Below are 23,197 nucleotides of genomic sequence, written 5' to 3' on the forward strand. Positions count from 1 at the left end.
GCCTGACGGATCGACAGCGAACTTCGAGGTGCGCACCTTGGCTTTCCAGATGCCGGACCGCGGCGGAGGCCCGACAGGGCCGCGGATGAGAGTGGGCCGCCCGTCCCGGCGTGCCAGGACCCTGCTCATGACGCTGGGCGTCCTTGCCGTCCTCGGCATGGCGTTCACCATGTTCGCGGGCTTCTGGACGGACTGGCTCTGGTACCGCTCGGTGAACTACTCGTCGGTGTTCACCACCACCCTGTGGACCAAGATCGGGCTGTTCTTCGTCTTCGGCCTGCTGATGGCCCTCGCGGTCGGCTTCAACATCTGGCTGGCCCACCGGCTGCGCCCGCCGCTGAGCGCCATGTCGATGGAGCAGCAGAACCTCGACCGCTACCGGATGGGCATCGCGCCGTACAAGAGGTGGCTGCTGCTCGGGATCGTCTCCCTGGTGGGCCTGATCGCGGGCGCCTCGGCGTCCAGCCAGTGGCGGACCTGGCTGATGTGGGTCAACGGCGTGTCCTTCGGCCAGAAGGACCCCCAGTTCCACCTCGACATCTCCTTCTACACCTTCGACCTGCCCTGGTACCGGTTCCTGCTCGGCTTCGGCTTCGCCGCCGCGATCCTCTCGGTGATCGCCGCCGCGCTGACCCACTACCTGTACGGCGGCCTGCGGATCACCTCGCCGGGCGCGCGGGCCACCGCCGCGGCCACCGGCCACCTCTCGGTGCTGCTCGGTGTCTTCGTCGCTCTGAAGGCGGTCGCGTACTGGCTCGACCGGTACGGCCTCGCGGTGAAGTCCAGCGACTTCAAGGCGACCGACAGCTGGACCGGCCTGAGGTACGTCGACGCGAACGCCTATCTGCCGGCCAAGACGATCCTGTTCTGCATCGCCGTGATCTGCGCGCTGCTGTTCTTCGCCACCCTGTGGCGGCGCACCTGGCAGCTGCCCGTGATCGGCTTCGGCCTGATGGTGCTCTCGGCGATCCTCATCGGCGGGCTCTACCCCGCGATCGTCCAGAAGTTCCAGGTCCAGCCGAACGAGCAGGCCAAGGAAGCGCCGTACGTCGAGAAGAACCTCAAGGCGACGCGTGAGGCGTACGGCATCGACGACGCCTCCGTGAAGGAGTACGACGGCAAGCCCACCACCACGGACAAGACCAAGCTGCGCGACGACGTCGACGCCACGGCGAGCATCCGGGTCGTGGACCCCAACGTCGTCTCGCCGACGTTCCAGCAGCTCCAGCAGATGCGGAACTACTACGCGTTCCCGACCAACCTGGACGTCGACCGTTACAGCAAGGACGGCAAGGACCAAGACACGGTCATCGGGCTGCGCGAGCTGAACCTCGCGGGCATCCCGAAGAACAACTGGATCAACGACCACTTCCGCTACACCCACGGCTACGGCGTGGTCGCCGCGAAGGGCACCGAGGCCGACGCCGAGGGCCGCCCGGTCTTCACCGAGTCCAACCTGCCCTCCCAGGGCGACCTCGGGACGTACCAGCAGCGCGTCTACTACGGCGAGAAGACCACCACCTACTCGATCGTCGGCGGTCCCCAGAAGGAGATCGACTACTCCGACGACTCGGGCGAGAAGACCTACAGCTACGAGGCCAAGAGCGGGGTCAACCTCTCCAACCCGGTCAACCGGGCCGCCTACGCCGTGGCCTTCAGCGAGCCGCAGATCCTCTACTCCGGAGCGATCGGTGAGGGCTCGCGGATCCTGTACAACCGCACGCCCAAGCAGCGCGTCGAGGCGGTCGCCCCCTGGCTGACCATCGACGGCGACGCCTATCCGGCGGTGGTGAACGGCAAGATCCAGTGGATCGTCGACGCGTACACGACGACCAACGGCTACCCGTACTCCTCGCGCACGACTCTCGGTGACACCACGGCCGACTCGCTGACCGCGACGAACAACCAGCGGGCGGTGGTGGCCCAGCAGAACCAGGTCAACTACATCCGCAACTCGGTGAAGGCGACCGTCGACGCGTACACCGGCGAGGTCAAGCTCTACCAGTGGGACACCAAGGACCCGGTCCTCAAGACCTGGATGAAGGCGTTCCCGGGCACGGTGGAGGCGAAGAAGGACATCTCCACCGACCTCATGGCGCATCTGCGGTACCCGCAGGACCTGTTCAAGGTCCAGCGTGAGCTGCTGGCGCGTTACCACGTCGAGGACGCGGACACCTTCCTCAGCGGCAGCGAGGTGTGGCAGGTGCCGGACGACCCGACCAACAAGTCGGGCGACGCGGTGCCGCCGTACTACCTGAGCATGAAGATGCCCGACCAGTCGGCACAGGCGTTCTCGCTCACGACGACGTTCACGCCCAACGGCCGGGACAACCTCAGCGCGTTCATGTCGGTCGACGCCGAGGCGGGCACCAGCGACTACGGCAAGATCAGAATCCTGAAACTGCCGACCAACACCACGGTCAACGGGCCCAAACAGGTGCAGAGCCAGTTCAACTCCGAACAGGACATCGCCGAGACCATCAGCCTCCTCAACAGAGGCGACTCCAATGTGGAGTACGGCAATCTCCTGACGGTGCCGCTCGACGGAGGACTGCTCTACGTGGAGCCGGTCTACGTACGCGGTGGTGGACTGAAGTACCCGCTGCTGCGGAAGGTGTTGGTGACCTACGGAGGCAACACCGCCTTCGAGGACACCCTCGACCAAGCCCTGAACAAGGTGTTCGGAGCGGACGGTTCGACCACCGAGCCACCGGACGACGACGGCGGGACCACCACCAAGCCGCCGCCGACCTCCAGCAACCCGACGGTCCAACAGGCGCTGGACGACGCCCAGAAGGCGTTCGACGCCGGCCAGGAAGCCTTGAAGAAGGGCGACTGGGAGGCGTACGGCCGGGCCCAGGCGGATCTTGAGGACGCGCTCAAGCGGGCCGAGGACGCGCAGGCCGCGGCGGACAAGAGCGGTGGCAGCAGCGCCAAGCCCAGCAGCAGTCCGAGTCCCAGGAGCAGTCCCAGCGGCAGTCCCGGCGCCACGCCGAGCAGCAGTCCCAGCGGCTGACCTGCCGCTGGTCAAATGCCCACCCCCGCGCCGTGATACGGTTGCGACACAACGGCGCGGGGTGGAGCAGCTCGGTAGCTCGCTGGGCTCATAACCCAGAGGTCGCAGGTTCAAATCCTGTCCCCGCTACTGCAAGCGAAGGCCCGGATCCTCTTGAGGATCCGGGCCTTCGTGATGTGCGAACGCATGTACCGGTCTCAGGGTGGCCGTGCCGCCTCCGGGAGTTGGGGGGACTGTGTTTGACTTGTCTCTCTGTGGGCATGTCGACAAAACGCTGAAGTGACCTCACTGGCTGCGGTATACCAGGTGTACCCAGGTTGCAGGTGGTGCGACGATGGACGTTATGGGGGACAAGGCAACTCTGTTGGAGACAGGGCGTTTTGTGCAGCCTGCCGATTTTTCGGAGTCGACGGGCGACTTGTCGCAGCCCATGGACCGGGACGAGACCGGGGAGGCTGCCGAGGAGGCACGTCTGCTCCTGGCCGCGGAGACCGGTGACGTCGAGGCGATGAGCGTCCTCGGCGCCCTCCTGCTGCGCCGCGGCGACCTCGACGGAGCCGAGCCCCATCTGCGTGCCGCCACCGCCGCAGGCGACCGGGCCGCCGCCAACAACCTCGGAGTCCTGCTGCACCAGCGCGGATACCCCGACGACGCCGCCGGCTGGTGGCGGATCGCCGCCGTCGCCGGATCCGCCGCGGCCGCGCACGCGCTGGGCCGCCACCACCGTGAGCGGGGCGACGAACCCGCCGCCGAGTACTGGCTGCGCCAGTCCGCCGAGCAGGGACACGCGCTGGGCGCCTACGCGCTCGCCGACCTGCTGGAGCACCGCGGGGACGCGGGGGCCGAGCAGTGGATGCGGATCGCCGCCGAGCGGGGACACCGCGAGGCGGCCTACCGGCTGGCCCGCGCGCTCGACCGCCGCCTGGTGCCCGAGGGCGACATAGGGGAGGAGCAGGGCGCCGGGGCCGAGGCCGAGCAGTGGTACCGCCAGGCCGCCGCGCGTGGGCACCGGCGGGCAGCGCTGCACCTCGGCGCGATCCTGGAGCGGCGCGGTGCGCTCAAGGAGGCCGGGCGCTGGTATCTGACCTCCGCCAAGGACGGGGAGGCGCGGGCCGCCTGCGCCCTCGGGTTCCTGCTGCGGGACGCGGGCGACACCGAGAGCGCCGCCGTGTGGTGGCTGCGCGCCGCCCAGGACGGGGACGGCAACGCGGCCAACGCGCTGGGCGCCCTGCACGCCGAGCGCGGCGAGCCGCAGACCGCCGAGCGCTGGTACCGGGCCGCGATGGACGCAGGTGACGACAACGGCGCGTACAACCTCGGGCTGCTCTGCGCCGAACAGGGGCGGACCGCGCAGGCCGAGCACTGGTACCGGCGGGCCGCGTACGCGGGGCACCGGGAGGCGGCGAACGCGCTCGCCATTCTGCTGCTCCAGGGCGGGGACACGGCCGGGGCGGAGCCGTGGTTCTCCAAGGCCGCGGAGGCCGGCAGCGTGGACGCCGCGTTCAACCTCGGCATCCTGTTCGCCGGGCGGGGCGAGGAGACCGTCGCGCTGCGCTGGTACGAGCGGGCCGCCGCCGCCGGGCACACCGAGGCGGCGCTCCAGGTCGGCATGGCCCGGCTGCGGGAGGGGGACGAGCCCGGGGCCGAGCGGCACCTGCGGTGCGCGGCGGGAGGCGGCAGCGCGGAGGCCGCGTACCGGCTGGCGACCGTGCTGGACGCCCGGCGGCCGCCGGTGCCCGCGCACACGCTCGGGGAGCCGGTGGACACGGAGAAGAGCGAGTGCGAGGAGTGGTACGAGCGGGCGGCTTCCCAGGGGCACCGGCGGGCGCAGGTGCGCGTCGGCATGCTCGCCGCCGCCCGGGGTGACGTGGTGGAGGCGGCCCGGTGGTACCGGGAGGCGGCCGAGGCCGGGTCCCGGAACGGCGCCTTCAATCTGGGGCTGCTGCTCGCCCGCGAGGGGAGTGAGCCGGAGGCCGCCGTGTGGTGGGCCAGGGCGGCCGACGCGGGGCACGGGCGGGCGGCGTTGCGGCTGGCCCTGGTCTACGCGCGTCGGGGTGAGCTGGCGGAGGGACAGCGGTGGGCCGACCGGGCGGTGGCCCTGGGGCCCGCCGAGGTCTCGGAGAGGGCTGCGCGGCTGCGGGACGCGCTGCGGGAGGAACTCTCCGCCTAGTGCCCGCTCCGTTCGTCCCGTCGGGGTGCCGGGCGGCGGGTGGGTCCAGTTAAACGATTTGCCTCTGAGCTCGTCCTTCACGTAACGTTGCGTTCATCGACGCGGGGTGGAGCAGCTCGGTAGCTCGCTGGGCTCATAACCCAGAGGTCGCAGGTTCAAATCCTGTCCCCGCTACTGAAGGCCGAGGGCCGGAATCCGAAAGGGTTCCGGCCCTCGGTGTTTTTCACGGTCGGTGGCCCACCGCTTCCGCGTAGAGGGCGCGGTCCACCGTCCTCGACTCCGGCAGCGGCTCGCCCTCCGCCACGCCCTGCGCCCGGTACGCCGCCTGCAGACGGTCGGTGGTGCCCGACCTGATCTCCCAGTCCATGCGCAGGGACGGAGTGGACCGGAGGATCGCCTCGTCGGTCCTCAGGAGTTTCGCCAGGTAGGTGACGAAGGCCGCATCCGACTTGTAGTCGGCCGCGAAGTACGTGTTCACCGTGCGGATGTAGGCGCGCAGCAGGGCGACTCCCGCGTCCGCGTCCTCGCCCAGCAGTCCCGGGCCGTATAGCATCCCGCCCAGGGGCTCGCCGAGCGGCTGCCCGCCGAGGAAGGCGTAGCCGGGCCTGCCGTCGACCCTGCGCCAGACCGGGTCCAGGAGCCAGGCCGAGTCGACCCCGCCGTTCTGGAGGGCCGTGAGGACGTCGGCCGAGCCGAGCTGCTGGTACCGGATCTCGTCGAGGCCGCCGCCGTGCCGGCCGAGGGCCTTCTCCATGGGGTACGCGATCACCGAGCCCTTGCCGATCATCGTGCCCATCCTGCGGCCGGCCATCGTCACCCGGTCGCCCGTCTCGCCGTCCTTCAGCCGAACCCACAGGCCGCTCTTCGACTGCGGGTCGGGCGAGAAGTTCGCGGCGACCCAGCGGATGTCGAAGCCGCCCCGGACGCCGTTCATGACCGCCGCCTCGGGGGCCGCCCACAGCGCGTCGATGTCGCCCTTGGCGAGGAGGGGGAGCGAGTCGGGGGTCGGCAGCACCTTCAGGGTGACGTCCAGCCCCTCCTTCTTGAACTCGCCCTTGTCCAGTGCCACTTGGAGCGGTGCCACGTACTCCGCGCTCAGTGTGCCCGTCGCGATCGTGATCCTGCGGGGCTCGGGAAGCGGGGCGGGGGCGGGGGTTCCGGGCCGGCAGCGGGCCGGGGTGCGGGTCGGGGAGAGGTCGGCGGGGTCCGTCCAGGAGTTCGCGCCGCAGCCCGCCACCGGGCGGACGGTCCGCGTCCCGCCCCGGCCCGCCTTCGACTCCGGGCTCGGCGCATCGTGTGACGCCGTGCAGGCCGGTGACGTCAGCAGGACGGCTGCGGTCAGGAGGGCGCCGTAGAACCGTGTTCTCACGACTGGCCCCTTCCGCGGTCCCGGGGTGCCCATGGGGTGAGCAAGCGGCCCACGACGCGGACCAGTTCGGAGAAGAGGACTCCCAGGACGGCCACGCAGACGATGCCGACGAACATCACGTCGTTCTGGAACAGCGCGCGTGAGTCGAAGATCAGGTGGCCCAGGCCGTTCGTCGCGGCGATCTGTTCCGAGGCGACGATCACCAGGACCGCCACGCCCGCCGCGATCCTGGCGCCGACCAGGACCGAGGGGAGGGAGGCCGGGAGGAGGACGTGGCGGAACATCTGCCACGGGGAGGCGCCGAAGACCTGGCCCGCGTCGCGGTGGCCGGAGGGGATGGAGACCACCGCCGACATCGTCTGGATCCACACGAAGAAGAAGACCGTCGCCGCCACCAGGGCGATCTGCGGGCCCTCGCCCAGGCCGAACATGTTCAGGAAGACGGGGAGCAGGGCCAGTTTCGGGACGACGTACAGGGCGTCCAGCAGCGGTTCGAGGGCTGCCCTCACCAGGGACAGCGAGCCCATCAGGAGGCCCAGGGCGTAGCCCGTCGCCGTGCCGATCGCGTAGCCCGCCAGGACGCGTTGCGTGGTCGCCCACACGTCCGGCCACAGGTCGCCGGCCGCCGCGCGGTCCCAGCCGTCGGCCAGGATCGTGGAGGGGGCGGGGTAGACGCGGTCGTCCAGCCAGGCCTGGCCGGCGGCCAGTTGCCACAGGAGGACCAAGAGCAGGGGGACCGCTGTCGCCAGGGTCAGTTCCAGGGCTCGTCTGCGGCGGTGGGTGCGTACCGGGTGCAGCTCTTCCGGGCCCGGGCGGCGCACGAGGACGGAGACCTTCTCGGGAGCCACGGTCGTCATGCCGGTATCGCCTCCTTGCGCAGCAGGTCCCACAGTGCGCTCCTCAGGGACGTGAACTCGGGCGTCGAGCGGATGTCGCCCGTGCGCGGGCGGGGGAACGGCGGGCGGTGCTCGGCGATCAGGCGGCCCGGGCGGGCGGACATCACCAGGACGCGGTCGCCGAGGACGATCGCCTCCTCCAGGCTGTGGGTGATGAACAGGGTGGTGGTGCGCAGGCTCTGCGTGATCTCCAGCAGCTCGTCCTGGAGGATCGTGCGCAACTGGGCGTCGAGGGCGGCGAACGGCTCGTCCATCAGCAGGAGTTCGGGTTCCACGGCGAGGGCGCGCGCGATCGCCACGCGCTGGCGCATTCCGCCGGAGAGGGTCGCCGGGTAGGCGTCGGCGAAGTCCGTGAGGCCCGTCCGGGCCAGCCACTCGTCGGCCCGCGCGTTCGCCTCGCGGCGCGGGACGCGCTGGATGTCCAGGCCGAAGCGGACGTTGGCGCGGACGGACTTCCAGTCGTAGATGCCGTAGTCCTGGAAGATCATGGCGGCGGGGCGCTGCGCGTGTGTACGGATCTCCAGGGTGCCGGTACTCGGGCGGAGCAGGCCCGCTGCGATGCGCAGCAGTGTCGACTTGCCGCAGCCGGAGGGGCCCACCAGGCAGACGAACTCGCCGGGGGCGACGCTGAGGTCGAGCGGTCCGAGGGCGTGCACGGGGCGTGGCGGGCGGCCGAAGGTGCGGGTCAGCGCGGTGGCGTGGAGTTTGGGGTGCGGATCTCCCACGGTTGCTCCTCGCGGAGTTCGGTACGGAGAGGGGGCCGCACGACGATATGACGGTCCGTCAGATTCAGGAACCCCGCGGGCAGCACGAAGCCCCGGTCTCCACGAGGGAGGCCGGGGCTCCGGACTTTGGTGAAGCCGTTACGCCGCCGCGCAGGTCGGGCAGACGCCCCGGTACGTCACCTCGACGTCCGAGACGGTGAAGCCGAAACGCTCCGAGTCGGGCAGGTCGGCCATCGGGTTGCCCGTGGGGTGCACGTCCCGGATGGCGCCGCACCGGGCGCAGACCAGGTGGTGGTGCGGCCGGTGGGCGTTCGGGTCGTACCGCTTGGCGCGCTTGTCGGTGGCGACCTCGAGCACCTCGCCGAGGGAGACCAGCTCGCCCAGCGTGTTGTAGACGGTCGCCCGGGAGATCTCGGGCAGCTTGGCCACGGCGCGTGCGTGGACCTCGTCGGCCGTCAGGTGGACGTGTTCGCCGTCGAGGACCTCGGCCACGACGCGCCGCTGCGCGGTCATCCGCCATCCGCGGCCGCGCAGTCGTTCCAAAAGGTCGCTCATACGTCCCAGCCTAACAGCTGGGGACCAGAATCCGAATGGGTGTGAGTTTGGATGGGTGCTGGACTTGGATTAAGTCCAGATCAGGAGCGGGCCGGTACGCGCTGTCGTGCGGGCGCCCAGCAGCGGATGATGTCGCGGACCGAGACGATGCCCGTGGGCTCGCCGCGGTCCAGCACGATCAGGTGCCGGAAGCCGCCGTGGGCCATCGCCTGCGCGGCCTCCTCCAGGGTCCAGGTCGGAGTGGCGAAGACGACGTCGGTGGTGGTGTGGGCGTGGGCGTACTCCGCGTCCGGGCTCTGTCCCAGCCCCACGGAGTTGAGGATGTCGCGCTCGGTCAGAATGCCGATGCCGGTGCCGTCGGGATCGAGGACCACGGCCGCGCCCACCCGGCGGGCGGACATCAGTGCGGCGGCCTGGCGGAGAGTGTGGGCGGGGCCGATGGTGAGGACCACCGTGCTCATTGCGTCGCGGACGAGCATGGTTTCGCAGTCACCTCCTGGGAACCGATGTGGTTGTTCATCGGTTCACAAGTTCACAAATTGAGGGTGTCCTCAGAGTCGCAGGTAAAGCGAGGGTCAACAAGAGGGCGCGCGTAGCCGATTGAGGGCGTGCGCGCTCATCTGTGATTCCTAGTAGCGCTCGTTGAGATAGCCCAGGAACTCGTCGTGGAGCAGGCCGTTGGAGGCGGCGGCGTTGCCGCTGTGCGGGCCGGGGCGGCCGTCGAGACCGGTGAAGGTGCCGCCCGCCTCGGTGACGACGATCGCGTTGGCGGCCATGTCCCACAGGGACAGCTCCGGTTCCGCGCAGATGTCGATCGAGCCCTCGGCGACCATCATGTACGGCCAGAAGTCGCCGTACGCGCGCGTGCGCCACACCTCGCGGGTCAGGTCCAGGAAGCCGCCCAGGCGGCCCTGGTCCTCCCAGCCGGTGAGCGAGGAGTACGCGAAGGAGGCGTCCGAGAGCTTGCCGACCTGGGAGACGTGGAGGCGGGAGGCGGAGGAGAGGCTGCGGCCGCTGAAGGCGCCGTGTCCCTTCGCGGCCCACCAGCGGCGGCCGAGGGCCGGGGCGGAGACCACGCCGACGACGGGCTGGTAGCCGCCCTCCGCCGCCTCCATCAGGGAGATCAGGGTGGCCCAGACGGGAACGCCCCGCACGTAGTTCTTGGTGCCGTCGATGGGGTCGATGACCCAGCGGCGGGGCCCGGTGCCCTCGATGCCGTACTCCTCGCCGAGGATGGCGTCCCTCGGGCGGGCGCGCTTGAGGTGGTTGCGGATGAGCTCCTCCGCCGCCTTGTCGGCCTCGCTGACGGGGGTCATGTCGGGTTTGGTCTCGACCTTGAGGTCCAGCGCCTTGAAGCGGTCCATGGTGGTCGCGTCGGCCGCGTCGGCGAGGACGTGGGCGAGGCGGAGGTCGTCGAGGTAGTCCGGCATGTGGCGAACGGTATCCGCCGAGGTCGGTACGGTGCCATAGGGGCCGGAGTGTGGACGTCTCACGGAGAGTGGACGCTCCATGGGGTGCCGGTACCGACCCGCCCGTGCCGCGGGCGCGGCCGCGGTCGAGGCGCCCACCGGCTTCCCGCGCCCCCGCATGCCGCCGCGAACCCTTGACAGTGCCTGCGCACGCGTCAAATCTGGGCGCAGAGCTGCTTGCTCCCAGGGAGGCGATGATGCCTGCTGCGCGGGAATCGCTGCTGGATGCCGCTTACGCGGCGTTGGCGCGTCGGCCGTGGTCCGCCGTGAGGATGGTCGATGTCGCGGCGACGGCCGGAGTGTCCCGACAGACGCTGTACAACGAGTTCGGCAGCAAGGAAGGGCTGGCCCGCGCGCTGGTGAGACGAGAGGCCGACGGGTATCTCGTCGGCGTCGACCGGGCGCTCACCGTGCACGGCGACGCCCGGGACCGGCTGACCGCGACCGCCGAGTGGACCACCGCCACCGCCCGGGAGAACGCGCTCGTGCGGGCCATGCTCACGGGCTGCTGGAGCGAGCGGCTGCCCTCGCCGACGCTCTCCGCGGTGCCGTCCTCCTCCGCGGTGCCGGCCCAGCGCCGGGCCGACGGGCCGCTGCCCTCGCCCGGTGACTTCGTGGCGCTGGTGCGCGACCGTGCCGTGTCCGTCCTCTCCGGGCCCGGGGTGCACAAGGCGGACGTCCCCGAACTCGCCCGCTCCTGCGAACTGGCCGTCCGGCTCGCCCTGTCCTGTGTGGCGGCACCGCCGGGCGAGGGCGGGGTCGCGGACCTGGTCCGCAGCGCGCTGCACCGCCAGCCCGTGTGAACCGTGCCCGGGGCCCGTGCGGCGGGTCAGGTCCTAGTGCTGCGAGCCCGACAGCTGGAGTCCGATCACGCCGATGATCACCAGGCTGATCGAGACGATCTTCAGCGTCGACACGAGGTCGTCGAGGAAGATCATTCCGTAGATCGCGGTTCCCGCCGCGCCGATGCCGGTCCAGACGGCGTAGGCGGGGCCGACGTCGAGCTTCTTCAGGGACAGGGTCAGCAGGCCGAAGCTTCCGAGCGCGAAGATGCAGAACGCGATCGTCGGCCACAGTCGGGTGAAACCGTGGGAGAGCTTCAGACACACGGCGAAACCGGTTTCCAGCAACCCGGCCACGACCACCAGCAGCCACGCCATGTGCTGTCCTCCCGTATGTCCGGCTGGGTGCGATTATGCACTTACCGAACTCGGGTGCAGCCAAACAACCCGGAGGTCAGTCGCCCTCCGTCCGTTCCCGCGTCGAGAGCAGTCGCCGCAGGGAGTACAACCGGGCCGGATCCGCGTGCCCCTCCGCCACCCATTCGTCCAGCGCACAGTCCGGTTCGTCATGGCTGCACGCCCGCGGACAGCCCTCGGTCCCCGGCACCAGGTCGGGGAAGGCGAGGATCACCCGCGAGGGGTCCACGTGGTGGAGGCCGAACGACCGTACGCCCGGCGTGTCGATCACCCAGCCCGCGTCGCCGGCCAGTGGCAGTGCCAGCGCCGAGGTCGTGGTGTGGCGGCCGCGGCCCGTCACGGCGTTCACATGACCCGTCACCCGCCGCTGCTCCTCCGGGACCAGCGTGTTGACCAGGGTCGTCTTGCCCACGCCCGAGTGACCCACGAAGGCCGTGATCTTGCCGTCGAGGTGCTCGCGCACCACGTCCGCCGCGCCGCCGCTCTCCAACTCCTCGCGGCTGGTCACGACGTACGGGATGTCCAGGTGGCCGTACAGCTCCAGCAGCTTGTCGGGCTGGGCGAGGTCCGACTTGGTCAGGACCAGGAGGGGGGTCAGGCCGCCGTCGAAGGCGGCCACCAGGCAGCGGTCGATCAGACGGGGGCGGGGTTCCGGGTCGGCCAGAGCGGTCACGATGGCGAGCTGGTCGGCGTTGGCGACGACCACGCGCTCGTACGGGTCGTCGTCGTCCGCCGTGCGCCGCAGGACCGAGGTGCGCGGCGCGATGCGGACGATGCGGGCCAGGGTGTCCTTCTCGCCGGAGAGGTCGCCGACGATGGCCACCCGGTCTCCGACGACCGCGGCCTTGCGGCCCAGTTCGCGGGCCTTCATCGCCATGACGACCCTGCCGTCGACCAGACAGGTCAGACGGCCCCGGTCGACGGTGAGGACCATGCCCTCGACCGCTTCCTCGTGCTTGGGGCGGATGTTCGTGCGCGGCCGGTTCCCCTTGCGGTTCGGGCGGCTGCGGATGTCGTCCTCGTCGGTGTGCTTGCCGTAGCGGCGCATGGCGTGAATCCCCTACGCCTTCTCGCTCCCGAGCATCCCGCTCCACATGTCCGGGAAGTCCGGCAGGGTCTTCGCCGTCGTCGCGACGTTCTCGATCCGTACGCCCTCGACCGCGAGGCCGATGATCGCTCCGGCCGTGGCCATGCGGTGGTCCTCGTAGGTGTGGAAGATCCCGCCGTGCAGCGGGCGCGGGCGGATGTGCAGGCCGTCGGCCGTCTCGGTGACGTCACCGCCGAGTTCGTTGATCTCCTTGGTGAGCGCGGCCAGTCGGTCCGTCTCGTGCAGGCGCAGATGGGCCACCCCGCGCAGGGTGGAGGGGGAGTCCGCGAGGGCCGCGACGGCGGCGATGCCCGGGGTCAGTTCGCCGACCTCGCCGAGGTCGACATCGATGCCGTGGATCGCACCCGAACCGGTGAACACCAGGCCGTACTCGGTGAGTTCGCAGGAACCACCCATCTCGGTGAAGATCTCCCGCAGCCGGTCACCGGGCTGGGTGGTGCGGGCCGGCCAGTCGGGGACGACGACCTTGCCGCCGGTCACCAGGGCCGCCGCCAGGAACGGCTGGGCGTTGGAGAGATCGGGCTCGATGGTGAGGTCCCGGCCCAGCAGGGCGCCCGGAGTGACCCGCCAGACGTTCGGCTCGCCGCCCGACTCCGGGGTGTCCACCTGGGCACCGACCGCGCGCAGCATGTCCACGGTCATCCGGATGTGCGGCAGGGAGGGGAGCGAGCCGCCGATGTGGCGGACCTCGACGCCCTGGTTGAAACGCGGGGCGGACAGCAGGAGCGCGCTCACGAACTGCGAGGACGAGGACGCGTCGATCTCGACCGGACCGCCGTCCAGGGCTCCGCCGCCGTGCACCGTGAGCGGCAGCGCGCCGCGACCGTCGTCGTCGATACGGGCACCGAGGACGCGCAGGGCGTCGATCACACCGTGCAGGGGGCGTTCGTACGACCTCGGGTCGCCGTCGAAGCGGACGGGCCCGTCGGCGAGGGCGGCGACGGGGGGCAGGAAGCGCATGACGGTACCGGCGTTGCCGACGTCCACGGTGGCGGGGCCCCGCAGGCCGGCGGGCAGGACGCGCCAGGTCTCGCCGGTGCCGTCGGGGCCGACCCCCTCCTCGATGGCCACGCCCATCTCGCGCAGGGCCGCGGCCATGAGGAGGGTGTCGCGGGAGCGGAGGGGGCGGCGCAGCCAGCCGGGCTCGCTGGCCAGGGCCGCCAGTACGAGAGCGCGGTTGGTGACCGACTTCGACCCCGGGACATGGACCGTCGCGTCGACGGCTCCGCTTGCTTGGGGGGCGGGCCAGAGGGCGGTGTCTGAGGGGTTCGAAGCCATGGGTTCACTTTAGTAGGGGGTTGTGCGTTGGGTGCTGCGCCGTTGTGGCTGGTCGCGCAGTTCCCCGCACCCCTCACGCCTGCCCTCCGGGGCGCGTCATACCTCCAGCAGCCACCGACCTCCACCGATGAGTGAACACAGCGACACCGCGTGGAACAGGAACAGCCACAGCCCCGCCGGTACGTGCGTCAGCCTCGACAGCTGGTCCGCGTCCGAGTCGCCCGCGCCGCCCCTGGCCCGCTTCGCCTGCAACTCGAAAGCGGGACGTACTCCGCCGAGGAGCAGGAACCACACCACCGCGTACGCGAACGCCGCCTGCACCTGGGGGCCGGTGAGCCAGGACACCACCACGAAGGTGCCACCGGTGACCACGATCGTCAGCGCCCCGTAGGCGTTGCGGATCATCACCAGCATCGCTATCAGCAGGGCCGTCGCCGCCCACAGCAGCAGGGTGATGCGGCCGGTGGCCAGCAGCGCGGCACCGCCCAGGCCGAGCAGCGGGGGAGCGGTGTAGCCGGCCGCCGCGGTGAGGATCATGCCGAGTCCGTGCGGCTTGCCCCGGCTGACCGTGAGGCCGCTGGTGTCCGAGTGCAGCCGGATGCCGGTGAGCTGACGGCCCGTGCACAGGGCGACCAGGCCGTGACCGCCCTCGTGGGCGATGGTGATCGCGTTGCGCGACAGACGCCACAGCGGATGCGGGACCACGATGGCCAGCGCCGCCACCATGGTGGCCAGCACCACCCACAGATCGGGGTCGGGCTGGGTTCCGGTGAGCTCGTCCCACAGAGAGGTAGCTGTGCTGGTGTCCATGTTTCCCGGTGGCTCCCTCTCGTCGTACGGAGTCTGGCAGTGTGGCACGTATGTGCGGACGGTATGCAGCCAGTCGTGGGCCCGAGGATCTCGCAGGAATCTTTGAGATCGAGAAGTGGGAAGCAGAGGAGACTCTGGCACCCGACTACAACGTGGCCCCGACCAAGGAGGTCTACGCCGTCCTCGACCGCCCTCTCAGGGACGCCGAGGACCCGCGGCCGGTTCGGCAGTTGCGGAAACTGCGGTGGGGCCTGGTCCCGAGCTGGTCGAAGACCCCCGAGGGCGCGGCCCGGATGATCAACGCGCGCGCGGAGACCGTGCACGAGAAGCCGTCGTACAAGAGGGCCTTCGCCACCCGCCGCTGCATCATCCCGGCCGACGGCTACTACGAGTGGGTCACCGGCGTCGGCGAACGGGAGCTGGAGGTCGAGGGGAAGAAGAAGCGGCCGCGCAAGCAGCCCTACTTCGTGCTGCCCGCCGACGGTTCGGTGTTCGCGATGGCCGGGCTGTACGAGTTCTGGCGCGACAGGACCCTGCCCGACGACCATCCGCAGGCCTGGTGGGCGACCTGCTCCGTGATCACCACCGAGGCGGAGACCGGTCCGCTGGCCGTCTCCCCGGCCGACGGACCGCGCTCCCTCACCGACATCCACCCCCGGATGCCGCTGATGCTGACCCCGGACCGCTGGGACACCTGGCTCGACCCGTCCCGCACCGACCTCGACGACCTGCGCTCCCTGCTCGCGCCGCCGCCCGAGGGGCTCATGCGGGCCTATCCGGTGAGCACGGCCGTCAGCAACGTCCGCAACAACGGGCCGGAGCTGCTGAAGGAGCTGGAGGGGCCGGAGGAGGGCACGCTCTTCTAGCCTTCAGGTGTGAAGACCGAGATCATCAGCACCGAGGCCGGGGACGCCCGCATCACCTGGCACCCGGCGAAGCGGGCACGGCTCGTGCTCGCCGTGAGCCACGGCGCCGGAGGCGGCATCGAGGCACGCGACCTCCAGGCGCTCGCCCGCGTGCTTCCCGGCCTCGGGGTGAGCGTGGCCCTGGTGGAGCAGCCCTGGCGGGTGGCCGGCAAGAAGCTCGCGCCCGCCCCGAAGACGCTGGACGTGGGATGGCGGGGGCTGTGGCCCGCTCTCGTGAGGCCCGGCCTCCCGGTGGTCTCCGGCGGGCGCAGCGCCGGGGCCCGGGTCGCCTGCCGTACGGCCGTGGAGCTGGGCGCCGCCGCCGTCCTCGCCCTGAGCTTCCCGCTGCACCCGCCGGGCAGGCCGGAGAGGTCGCGCGCCGACGAGCTGCTCGGATCCGGGGTGCCCACCCTGGTCGTACAGGGCGGCAACGACCCGTTCGGGAAGCCGCAGGAGTTCCCCGACGGGCCCTTCGAACTGGTCGAGGTGCCCTGCGGCGACCACGGCTTCGCCGTGCCGAAGCGGGCGCCGATCACCCAGGAGGAAGCCGTGACGGTCATCACCGACGCGGTCGCGAAGTGGGTCGGGTCACTGGGGTGAAGCCCCGGGAATGTTGAGCCGCGGACCTCTGTTGAGGCGGACAGAAGCGCTGAACAACAGCGCAGACCGTCGTAGGAGAGGAAGACCGCCGCATGGGTTCGACCTTCTGCCCGAGCCGCAGCAGCCGTGCTGACCTGGACTGGACGGTGCTGCATGCGGCTAAGACCACCCCGATTCGAGGGGCGGCCGGGACGGGTAGTCGTCTATCCTCCAATTCCGGTGGCACCGGTTTCGATGCTGCCCGGAATCTTGAGGAGGTGGGTCCGGTCACTGGGATCGACGCAGGGACCGACAACGGCCAGGCGGAGCAGCCCGAGGGCCAGGGCGCGAGCACGGAGTCGACTGCGGAGCGCACCGCGCGCTTCGAGCGGGACGCGCTCGAATTCCTCGACCAGATGTACTCGGCCGCTCTGCGTATGACACGCAATCCGGCCGATGCCGAAGACCTGGTGCAGGAGACGTACGCCAAGGCGTACGCGTCCTTCCACCAGTTCCGTGAGGGGACCAACCTCAAGGCGTGGCTGTACCGGATCCTCACCAACACGTTCATCAACTCGTACCGCAAGAAGCAGCGCGAACCCCAGCGCTCCGCGGCCGAGGAGATCGAGGACTGGCAGCTCGCCCGCGCCGAGTCGCACATGTCGACCGGCCTGCGCTCCGCCGAGTCGCAGGCGCTCGACCACCTGCCCGACTCGGACGTGAAGGAAGCGCTCCAGGCGATCCCCGAAGAATTCCGCATCGCCGTCTACCTCGCTGACGTAGAGGGCTTTGCGTACAAGGAGATCGCGGACATCATGGGGACACCCATCGGTACGGTGATGTCCCGCCTGCACCGCGGCCGCCGTCAACTGCGCGGCATGCTCGAGGACTACGCCCGTGAGCGCGGGCTCGTCCCGGCCGGTGCCGGAGAGTCGAACGAAGCGAAAGGCTCGGGCTCATGAGCTGCGGAGAGCCGCACGAGACGGACTGCAGTGAGGTCCTCGATCATCTCTACGAGTTCCTCGACAGTGAGATGCCGGACGTCGATCGCGCCAAGTTCAAGCAGCACTTCACGGAGTGCTCGCCGTGCCTGGAGAAGTACGGGCTCGAAGAGGCCGTGAAGAAGCTCGTCAAGCGGTGCTGCGGTCAGGACGACGTGCCGACCGACCTGCGCGCCAAGGTCCTGGGGCGGCTCGACCTGATCCGCTCCGGACAGGCCGTGCCGGAGCACGACGTGACCGCCTCGCCGGTGACGCCGCAGGAGTCCTGAGCGCCACCGGCCGCCGTGCCGTCGGGTCCCGCGGAGTGCCGCGGGATCAGATCTCCAGGCCGTTCTCGATCCGCCTGAGGCCGTGCCGGGCCAGCGCCAGGTTGCTGCGGGTCCGGTCCAGGGCGACGTAGAAGAACAGCGAGCCCTGGCTGCTCGTCAGCGGCCGGATCAGGTGGTACTGCTTTCCGAGCGTGATCAGGATGTCCTCGATCACGTCGTCCATGTCGAGCGAGGCCAGGGTGCGCATCTTGGCCCGCACCACCTCGGTGTTGCCCGCCGCCGCGAGTTCCAGGTCGAGGCCCTGCCCGCCGCCGAGCGAGCCGAGCGACATACCGCTGTCATAGTCCACTACGGCGGCGCCGATCGCGCCGTCCAGACTCATGGCTTCCTTGAGCGCGGTCTCGATGTTCACGGGATACCTCAATTCTTCCGTGCTGCTGACCGGTCGACGCTCGGACAACTACGATCCAAAACAAGCGCCTTGTGAGTCACATGACGTCAAATCTGGCGTGTGTGACGGAACTTGCCGTTCAAAGTAGTGCGTGGTCTCGGACCGTGGAGGGCCAATGGGGGAAAACGCGACGGCGCTCCAGACCTCCCTTGAACGCTTGCTCGACGCCCCCGGTGTCATCGGTGTCGCCCTCGTCGACGCGGTGACGGGACTGGTCTACGGCACCGCTGGAGACGCCACCGAGGCCGCGGGCGGTGCCGAGAGCAGCGAGTTCGCGGCCCTCGTCGCCCAGCGGCTCGGCGAGGCCGGGGCGGAGGGCGAGCTGGAGAGCGTGGTGCTCACCAGCCGGCGCCGCCACCAGATGCTGTTCTCCGTCGTACGGCCCGCCGGTGACCCCCTGCTGCTCGCGGCGGGACTGGATCGCGACCGGGCCAACGTGGCGCTCGCCCTGCGCAGTCTCGGCGACCGCGTCACCGAGGTCCTGGGGTGAGCGCGCCCACCGCCCGCAACGTGCCCGCGCTCCTCCAGACGCTGCGGGAGCAGGGGTTCACCGGCACGGTCCGGGTCTCCGGGACCCCCGGCGGAACGATCCACCTGCGCGGCGGCCTGGTCGGCGCGATCGAGACACCCGGCGCGCCGACGGCCACCTCGGCCCTGCTCACCACGGGTCGCGTCGACGACCAGGCGTGGCTCACCGCGTGCGCGACGGAACCCGACGCGGACCGGGTGGGCGCCCATCTGGTGTCCGCCGGACTGATCGGCGCCGCGGAACTGGAAATCGTCTGTACCGCCGCGGTCTTCGACGGCGCCTTCGCGATGGCCCTCGGACCGGCGGGCAGCTGGGAGACGGCCGACCGCGAACCGACGTTGCTCGCGCGGCCCGGTGTGGAGCCCCGCGCACTGACCGAGGAGGTCACGCGACGGACGGCACTGCTGGGCCGGGCGGGGGCGACGCCGGGGGAGCTGGCACGGCTGCGGCCGGAGCCGGCGGCGGACCGTGGTCCGGGTGAGCCCGGCCAGGACGACCCCGGGATCGCGGCGCCCGGAGACCGGCGGCCCGGTACCCGGCTCTCGCCGCGGTACCGGGAACTGCTCGGCCAGGTCAACGGACGCCGCACTCCCCGGGACCTCGCCTTCGCCCTCGGGCGCGGCCTGTACGCGGTCATGCTGGACCTGAACCGTCTGGAGTCGCTGGGCCTGATCCGGTGGGAGACCAGAACCACCACCGCCGACCGGCCGAGCACCGCGCCCCGCGTGCTGCCGGGGAGCCCCGCCACCGGGCCGGCCCCGGCCGGCGGCCCCCTGCCGAGACGCAGACCGGGCGCCGGCTCTTCCGCACGGCATCGCGGCGAGCGCGAAGAGAGGGATGGCGGATGAGTCCTGAGGCCGAGGAGCCAGGCAGGTCCGCACGTCACCCGAAGACGCCGAAGACGCCGAAGGCTGCCAGGACGACCGCGAGAACCGCGAAGACGTCGAGGACAGCGAAGGCGCCGAGAGCCGAGCAGGCGCCGAGAGCCAAGAACACGCCGAAAGCCGAGCAGGCGCCGAGAGCCAAGAAGACGCCGAAAGCCGAGCAGGCGCCCGGAACCGAGCAGGCCCCGCAGTTACCGAAGTCCCCGGGCTCCGCATCCCCCGGCGCCCGCACCACCCCGACCGGCCGCCCGGACTCCTCTCCCCGCCCCCTCACCGAGCCCCCGCCCGCACGCCCACCCCTCCCCGTGCGCGGTGCCTCCCCGACCCCCGCACCGCCGTTCGCGTATCCGACCCCCTCGCCCGAGGAAACGGCCGCCGAGCAACCCTCGATCGAGACGCTGCGGCGTGTGCGTCAGGGGCTGGGGGCTCTCGACGACAGCCGGAGTCCGAGCGAAGCCCCGCCGACGTCCGGAGCAAGGAGCACGTGTCCATGACCGAAACCCCGTCGCCCGAGCCGGACGGCGCACCGCAGGACTCCGCCGCCGCCCTCACCGACCTCCTGGCCTCCTTGCGCGACCGGGTGATGGGCGTCAGCGAGAGCCTGCTGTCCACCGCGGACGGACTGCTCGTCGTCGCCGACGTCGACTCCGTGCACCCCGAGTCGGTCGCCGCGCTCGCCGCCGCGACCCTCGGCGTGGGCCGGCGCATGGCCGACCAGTGCGGCGCCGGACCGTTGCGCGAGGTGATCGTGCGGGGCGGTTCGGGCCACGTCGTCGTGACCGCCGTGGGCGACCGCGCGCTGCTCACCGTCGTGGGCGACGAGGGACTCGACCTCGCCGCGTTCCAGCGCGAGTCGCCCGCCGTCGTGGAGGAACTCGGCAAGGTGCTCGCCGCGGACGTCTCCCGCTGACCGCACGGGTACACGGGTACACGGACACCCGGAGGAAGGTTCGCTCGTTGGTCACTCGATCGGGCTAATTCTGGGGCGATATGCTCGCAGATTCCCCCATAGCGGCCCGCTCGACCCACCCCTCGTTCTAGGCTCCGGAGCCGGAACAGGCGCGGCCGGGGAGGGCGTTGGCGTGGAGGCGGTGTCGGCACGCGCGCGTGCGTACGTCGCCTGTGTCGCCGTCGTCGCACTGCTGTGTCTGCTGCCGCTGCCGGCCGTCCGCACCCCCTGGTGGGCGCCCGCCCTGCTCGCCGCGCTGTACGCCGGATGCGAGCGGGCCGCCGCCCGATGGCGGTTCGCCGGTACCTTCCATCCCGTTCTCCTCGCCGGCGCCTTTCTGCTGCCGCCCCCGGCCGCCGCCCTCGTCGCGCTGCCGGGGGCACTGCTGTCCCCGGTCGAGCGGCGTCCGCGAGGGCTGCGCCGGATCTGGCGGGCCGCGCAGCTCACGGTGAGCGTGTGGGCGGCGGCACGGGTGCACTGGGCGCTGGGCGGCCGGGACGCGGTCGTGACCGCCGACTTCCCCTACGCGCTGGTTCCGGCCGGGGGCGCGGTGCTCGTCTTCTGCCTGGTGCTGAGCCTGCTGGACGGGGGGATCCTGGCGCTCGCCGAGAGGATTCCCGTACGGCGGGCCTGGTGCGGTCTGTTTCTCCGCTCCCTGGCCCCTGTCGCCGTGCACGGGCTGGCCGGGCTCATGATGGCCGTGCTGTGGCGCAGTCCCTACGGTCCCGTCGCCGCGTTGCTCGTGCTGCTGCCGATGTGCGTGTCGTGGTGGGTGTTCGCGCAGTACCACCGCGAGCGCGCCGCGCACCAGGCCACCATCCGGGCGCTGGTGCAGGCCGTCGACATCAAGGACGAGTACACGCGCGGGCACAGCGAGCGGGTCGGGCAGGCGTCGATGATGATCGCGCGGGAGCTCGGCATGGACGACGCCCGGATCGAGGTGCTGCGGTTCGCCGGGATCCTGCACGACGTGGGCAAGCTCGGGGTGCCGACACGGCTGCTCAGGAAGGACGGGCCGCTGACCCCTGAGGAGCGGCGGATCATCGAACTGCACCCCGAGTACGGGCACGAGATGGTGCGGGGCATCTCCTTCCTCGGGGAGGCCCGGGCCGCCGTCCTGCACCACCACGAGCGGCTGGACGGGAGCGGGTATCCGTACGGTCTGATGGGGGGCCAGATCCCGGAGTCGGCGCGGGTGGTGGCCGTGGCCGACGCCTTCGACGCCATGACCTCCACCCGCTCCTACCGGCGGGCCCGGCCCGTCGGTGCCGCGCTGGAGGAGCTGGAGCGGTGCGCGGGCAGCCAGTTCGACCCACGGATGGTGACGGCCCTCGTCCGCGCCCTGTCCCACCACGGCTGGCATCCCGCGGTCACGGCCGACGAGGCCGGGGTACCGCGTCCCCGGCCCAGAGTGGCGGGGCGCCCGGGAGCACGCCGATGAGCGGGCACGAGCCGGAGGGGGGACCGGTGACGGGGGAGCCGCCGGCGGGATCGGGTGCTCCGCTGTCCACGGAGTCGATGCCGGCGGGATCGGGTGCTCCGCTGTCCACGGAGTCGATGCCGGCGGGATCGGGTGCTCCGCTGTCCACGGAGTCGATGCCGGCGGGATCCGGTGCGCCTCGGTCCACGGAGTCCGGGGCGGGTGCGGACGGGTCCCGGGGCGGCGGTGGGGCTCGTCGGGTGGGCCGGGGTGCGGGCAGGCGTCGGTCCCGGTCGGTCCTCACCTCCGTCCACGGCTCCGCCGCCCTCCTCGCCCTCGGCTCGCTGGCCTTCGTCCTCTGGACCGGTCTCGAGGAGCGCGGCACCGCCCTCGCGTTCGGAGTGCTGATCACAGTCGGTGAGCTCAACCGGCGCAGCGGCCCGCACGTCAGGGAGGCCGCGCCGCTCGGTGCCGCGGGGGCGCTGTCGTACGCCCTGCTCGGCGAGAACGCGGGCGTGCCCACGCATCACGGCGCCGCCCAGGTGGTGACCGTGGTCCTCGCCGCCTCGCTCGTCGGCAGCGTGCCGCACGTCGGACGCGGACAGGGCCCCACCGCCGACCAGCTCGCCCGCCGAGTGCTCACCGTCGGATTCGCCGCCGTGTGCTTCCAACCCCTCTACAACCAGGGGACCTTCACCCAGTGGGACGGCCCCGCCTACGCCCTGCTCCTGCTCGCCCTGCTCTCGCTCACCGCGCTGTGCGACGCCGTGCTCGCGGCCGCCCTCGCCCACTCCCGCACCCGCTGGCCCTTCGGCCCGCTGCTCAGGGACGAGCTGCGGGCCCTGCTCGGCATCGGGTCCGCCGTCGTCGCCACCGGGGCCGTGATGGCGCTCGCGGTGGCCGTCGCGGGACTGTGGGCGCTGCCCGTCTTCTCGGTGCCGCTGCTGCTCACCCAGCTCGCGGTGCGCCGGTACGCCGCCGTGCGCTCCACCTACCGGCAGACCATCGCCTCCCTCGCCCGCGCCACCGAGATCGCCGGCTACACCCCCGCCGGGCACGCGCACAGGGTCGCCGCGCTCAGCCGCGAGGTCGGGCGCGACCTCGGGATGTCCCGGCCCGAGCTCACCGTTCTGGAGTACGCCGCCCTCATGCACGACATCGGCCAGCTGAGCCTCGTCGACCCGGTCCCCGCCGGAGCCACCGCGGGGCTGCCCCTCGCCGAACAGCGCAGGATCGCCCTGCTCGGCGGGGCCGTCGTACGGCAGACGGGCGTGGACGCGGCCGTCGCGGTGGTCGTGGAGCGGCAGGCCGATCCCTGCCGGGAGCAGCCGCAGGCCGCGCGGATCGTGCGGGCGGTGAACGCGTACGAGGAGAAGGCGCGGGACGCCGGGCCCGGCGGGCCGCTGACCGCGCTCGAGGAGCTGCGCCTGGGCACCGCGGGGGACTACGCTCCGGAGGTCGTGGAGGCGCTGGCCAGGGTGCTGTCAAGAGACTGTCTGACCTCCCCCATGACGGGGTAACCCATGGGTAATGAGCGCCCTTCCGAGCACACGTGGTTGGATGCGAGAGAGAGGGTGTCCGGGGGCACAGCCAGCCCACTCGACGGAACTGGCAG

The 23,197-nt window shown here is 71.3% G+C and carries 23 protein-coding genes and 2 tRNA genes; 14 read left to right on the top strand and 11 right to left on the bottom strand.

From position 1 onward, the window contains the following. The first annotated feature begins 49 nt into the window (after positions 1–49). From IOD14_RS06905 to IOD14_RS06920, 4 genes are all read left to right on the top strand, one after another. A complete protein-coding gene (locus tag IOD14_RS06905; protein ID WP_249126252.1) occupies positions 50–3,016 on the top strand; it encodes a UPF0182 family protein in 2,967 nt (988 codons plus the stop codon). Positions 3,017–3,071: 55 nt separating this feature from the next. Beyond that, positions 3,072–3,145 (top strand) — tRNA-Met (locus IOD14_RS06910). Between the two features lie 205 nt (positions 3,146–3,350). Next, a complete protein-coding gene (locus IOD14_RS06915) occupies positions 3,351–5,186 on the top strand; it encodes a tetratricopeptide repeat protein (protein ID WP_212669882.1) in 1,836 nt (611 codons plus the stop codon). A 100-nt stretch (positions 5,187–5,286) separates the two neighbouring features. Beyond that, positions 5,287–5,360: transfer RNA gene (locus IOD14_RS06920), tRNA-Met, on the top strand. A gap of 49 nt (positions 5,361–5,409) precedes the next feature. Here IOD14_RS06920 and IOD14_RS06925 read toward each other — a convergent pair. From IOD14_RS06925 to hisN, 6 genes are all read right to left on the bottom strand, one after another. Then, the gene (locus tag IOD14_RS06925; RefSeq protein WP_212669883.1) at positions 5,410–6,555 is read right to left on the bottom strand and encodes an ABC transporter substrate-binding protein; all 1,146 of its coding nucleotides are present in this window, start codon (positions 6,553–6,555) and stop codon (positions 5,410–5,412) included. Then, entirely contained in the window at positions 6,552–7,412 is an 861-nt protein-coding gene (locus IOD14_RS06930; RefSeq protein ID WP_123991542.1) for an ABC transporter permease, read from the bottom strand. The genes IOD14_RS06925 and IOD14_RS06930 overlap by 4 nt, the downstream gene beginning before the upstream one ends. Beyond that, the gene (locus IOD14_RS06935; RefSeq protein ID WP_123991543.1) at positions 7,409–8,176 is read right to left on the bottom strand and encodes an ABC transporter ATP-binding protein; all 768 of its coding nucleotides are present in this window, start codon (positions 8,174–8,176) and stop codon (positions 7,409–7,411) included. Before IOD14_RS06935 ends, IOD14_RS06930 begins: the two co-directional genes overlap by 4 nt. A gap of 138 nt (positions 8,177–8,314) precedes the next feature. Beyond that, positions 8,315–8,731 carry a Fur family transcriptional regulator gene (locus IOD14_RS06940; RefSeq protein ID WP_123991544.1) on the bottom strand — a complete coding sequence of 139 codons (417 nt, stop codon included), beginning with the start codon at positions 8,729–8,731 and terminating at the stop codon, positions 8,315–8,317. A gap of 80 nt (positions 8,732–8,811) precedes the next feature. After that, entirely contained in the window at positions 8,812–9,210 is a 399-nt protein-coding gene (locus IOD14_RS06945) for a CBS domain-containing protein (RefSeq protein ID WP_212669884.1), read from the bottom strand. Positions 9,211–9,360: 150 nt separating this feature from the next. Continuing rightward, on the bottom strand, positions 9,361–10,161 hold the full coding sequence (gene hisN / locus IOD14_RS06950) for a histidinol-phosphatase (protein ID WP_123991546.1): 801 nt from the start codon (positions 10,159–10,161) through the stop codon (positions 9,361–9,363). Between the two features lie 233 nt (positions 10,162–10,394). Here hisN and IOD14_RS06955 point away from each other — a divergent pair, with 233 nt between their 5' ends. After that, positions 10,395–11,003 (top strand): TetR/AcrR family transcriptional regulator, encoded by a 609-nt coding sequence (locus IOD14_RS06955; protein WP_123991547.1) that lies wholly within the window; start codon positions 10,395–10,397, stop codon positions 11,001–11,003. Positions 11,004–11,036: 33 nt separating this feature from the next. Here the strand turns inward: IOD14_RS06955 and IOD14_RS06960 are convergent, their stop codons facing one another. From IOD14_RS06960 to IOD14_RS06975, 4 genes are all read right to left on the bottom strand, one after another. Next, positions 11,037–11,360: a multidrug efflux SMR transporter gene (locus IOD14_RS06960; protein WP_030320555.1), complete on the bottom strand. Its 324-nt coding sequence runs from the start codon at positions 11,358–11,360 to the stop codon at positions 11,037–11,039. A 76-nt stretch (positions 11,361–11,436) separates the two neighbouring features. Beyond that, positions 11,437–12,447 (bottom strand): ribosome small subunit-dependent GTPase A, encoded by a 1,011-nt coding sequence (gene rsgA, locus IOD14_RS06965; protein WP_123991548.1) that lies wholly within the window; start codon positions 12,445–12,447, stop codon positions 11,437–11,439. A 12-nt stretch (positions 12,448–12,459) separates the two neighbouring features. Next, positions 12,460–13,785 (bottom strand): 3-phosphoshikimate 1-carboxyvinyltransferase, encoded by a 1,326-nt coding sequence (gene aroA / locus IOD14_RS06970; protein ID WP_212669885.1) that lies wholly within the window; start codon positions 13,783–13,785, stop codon positions 12,460–12,462. A gap of 96 nt (positions 13,786–13,881) precedes the next feature. Continuing rightward, positions 13,882–14,595 carry a M50 family metallopeptidase gene (locus IOD14_RS06975; RefSeq protein WP_212669886.1) on the bottom strand — a complete coding sequence of 238 codons (714 nt, stop codon included), beginning with the start codon at positions 14,593–14,595 and terminating at the stop codon, positions 13,882–13,884. Between the two features lie 50 nt (positions 14,596–14,645). Here IOD14_RS06975 and IOD14_RS06980 point away from each other — a divergent pair, with 50 nt between their 5' ends. From IOD14_RS06980 to rsrA, 4 genes are all read left to right on the top strand, one after another. After that, on the top strand, positions 14,646–15,461 hold the full coding sequence (locus IOD14_RS06980; protein WP_123991551.1) for an SOS response-associated peptidase: 816 nt from the start codon (positions 14,646–14,648) through the stop codon (positions 15,459–15,461). Between the two features lie 9 nt (positions 15,462–15,470). Next, on the top strand, positions 15,471–16,100 hold the full coding sequence (locus IOD14_RS06985) for an alpha/beta family hydrolase (protein ID WP_123991552.1): 630 nt from the start codon (positions 15,471–15,473) through the stop codon (positions 16,098–16,100). 257 nt (positions 16,101–16,357) lie between these two features. Continuing rightward, the gene (gene sigR / locus IOD14_RS06990; protein WP_007384596.1) at positions 16,358–17,041 is read left to right on the top strand and encodes an RNA polymerase sigma factor SigR; all 684 of its coding nucleotides are present in this window, start codon (positions 16,358–16,360) and stop codon (positions 17,039–17,041) included. After that, positions 17,038–17,349 carry a mycothiol system anti-sigma-R factor gene (gene rsrA, locus IOD14_RS06995; protein ID WP_123991554.1) on the top strand — a complete coding sequence of 104 codons (312 nt, stop codon included), beginning with the start codon at positions 17,038–17,040 and terminating at the stop codon, positions 17,347–17,349. Before sigR ends, rsrA begins: the two co-directional genes overlap by 4 nt. A gap of 46 nt (positions 17,350–17,395) precedes the next feature. On the opposite strand, the gene IOD14_RS07000 is transcribed toward rsrA, so the two are convergent. Next, the gene (locus IOD14_RS07000) at positions 17,396–17,761 is read right to left on the bottom strand and encodes a hypothetical protein (protein ID WP_123991555.1); all 366 of its coding nucleotides are present in this window, start codon (positions 17,759–17,761) and stop codon (positions 17,396–17,398) included. A gap of 154 nt (positions 17,762–17,915) precedes the next feature. Between IOD14_RS07000 and IOD14_RS07005 the strand changes: the two genes are divergently transcribed. The 5 genes from IOD14_RS07005 to IOD14_RS07025 all read left to right on the top strand — a co-directional run bounded on the left by IOD14_RS07005 (position 17,916) and on the right by IOD14_RS07025 (position 23,102). Beyond that, positions 17,916–18,290, top strand: a complete 375-nt coding sequence (locus tag IOD14_RS07005; protein WP_123991556.1) for a hypothetical protein — start codon at positions 17,916–17,918, stop codon at positions 18,288–18,290. Beyond that, on the top strand, positions 18,287–19,177 hold the full coding sequence (locus tag IOD14_RS07010) for a hypothetical protein (protein ID WP_212669887.1): 891 nt from the start codon (positions 18,287–18,289) through the stop codon (positions 19,175–19,177). The genes IOD14_RS07005 and IOD14_RS07010 overlap by 4 nt, the downstream gene beginning before the upstream one ends. 526 nt (positions 19,178–19,703) lie before the next feature. Next, a complete protein-coding gene (locus IOD14_RS07015) occupies positions 19,704–20,123 on the top strand; it encodes a roadblock/LC7 domain-containing protein (RefSeq protein WP_212669888.1) in 420 nt (139 codons plus the stop codon). 172 nt (positions 20,124–20,295) lie between these two features. Next, positions 20,296–21,603, top strand: a complete 1,308-nt coding sequence (locus IOD14_RS07020) for an HD-GYP domain-containing protein (protein ID WP_212669889.1) — start codon at positions 20,296–20,298, stop codon at positions 21,601–21,603. Then, a complete protein-coding gene (locus tag IOD14_RS07025; RefSeq protein WP_249125858.1) occupies positions 21,600–23,102 on the top strand; it encodes a metal-dependent phosphohydrolase in 1,503 nt (500 codons plus the stop codon). Before IOD14_RS07020 ends, IOD14_RS07025 begins: the two co-directional genes overlap by 4 nt. Positions 23,103–23,197 lie beyond the last annotated feature (95 nt).

The sequence above is a fragment of the Streptomyces sp. A2-16 genome, assembly GCF_018128905.1.
Classification (GTDB): Bacteria; Actinomycetota; Actinomycetes; order Streptomycetales; family Streptomycetaceae; genus Streptomyces.

Coding starts and splice junctions, on each gene's coding strand:
- IOD14_RS06905 (WP_249126252.1), top strand. CDS start 50: ATGCCGGACCGCGGCGGAGGCCCGACAGGGCCGCGGATGAGAGTGGGC.
- IOD14_RS06915 (WP_212669882.1), top strand. CDS start 3,351: ATGGACGTTATGGGGGACAAGGCAACTCTGTTGGAGACAGGGCGTTTT.
- IOD14_RS06930 (WP_123991542.1), bottom strand. CDS start 7,412: ATGACGACCGTGGCTCCCGAGAAGGTCTCCGTCCTCGTGCGCCGCCCG.
- IOD14_RS06940 (WP_123991544.1), bottom strand. CDS start 8,731: ATGAGCGACCTTTTGGAACGACTGCGCGGCCGCGGATGGCGGATGACC.
- IOD14_RS06945 (WP_212669884.1), bottom strand. CDS start 9,210: ATGCTCGTCCGCGACGCAATGAGCACGGTGGTCCTCACCATCGGCCCC.
- hisN (WP_123991546.1), bottom strand. CDS start 10,161: ATGCCGGACTACCTCGACGACCTCCGCCTCGCCCACGTCCTCGCCGAC.
- IOD14_RS06955 (WP_123991547.1), top strand. CDS start 10,395: ATGATGCCTGCTGCGCGGGAATCGCTGCTGGATGCCGCTTACGCGGCG.
- IOD14_RS06960 (WP_030320555.1), bottom strand. CDS start 11,360: ATGGCGTGGCTGCTGGTGGTCGTGGCCGGGTTGCTGGAAACCGGTTTC.
- rsgA (WP_123991548.1), bottom strand. CDS start 12,447: ATGCGCCGCTACGGCAAGCACACCGACGAGGACGACATCCGCAGCCGC.
- aroA (WP_212669885.1), bottom strand. CDS start 13,785: ATGGCTTCGAACCCCTCAGACACCGCCCTCTGGCCCGCCCCCCAAGCA.
- IOD14_RS06975 (WP_212669886.1), bottom strand. CDS start 14,595: ATGGACACCAGCACAGCTACCTCTCTGTGGGACGAGCTCACCGGAACC.
- IOD14_RS06980 (WP_123991551.1), top strand. CDS start 14,646: ATGTGCGGACGGTATGCAGCCAGTCGTGGGCCCGAGGATCTCGCAGGA.
- rsrA (WP_123991554.1), top strand. CDS start 17,038: ATGAGCTGCGGAGAGCCGCACGAGACGGACTGCAGTGAGGTCCTCGAT.
- IOD14_RS07005 (WP_123991556.1), top strand. CDS start 17,916: ATGGGGGAAAACGCGACGGCGCTCCAGACCTCCCTTGAACGCTTGCTC.
- IOD14_RS07015 (WP_212669888.1), top strand. CDS start 19,704: ATGACCGAAACCCCGTCGCCCGAGCCGGACGGCGCACCGCAGGACTCC.
- IOD14_RS07025 (WP_249125858.1), top strand. CDS start 21,600: ATGAGCGGGCACGAGCCGGAGGGGGGACCGGTGACGGGGGAGCCGCCG.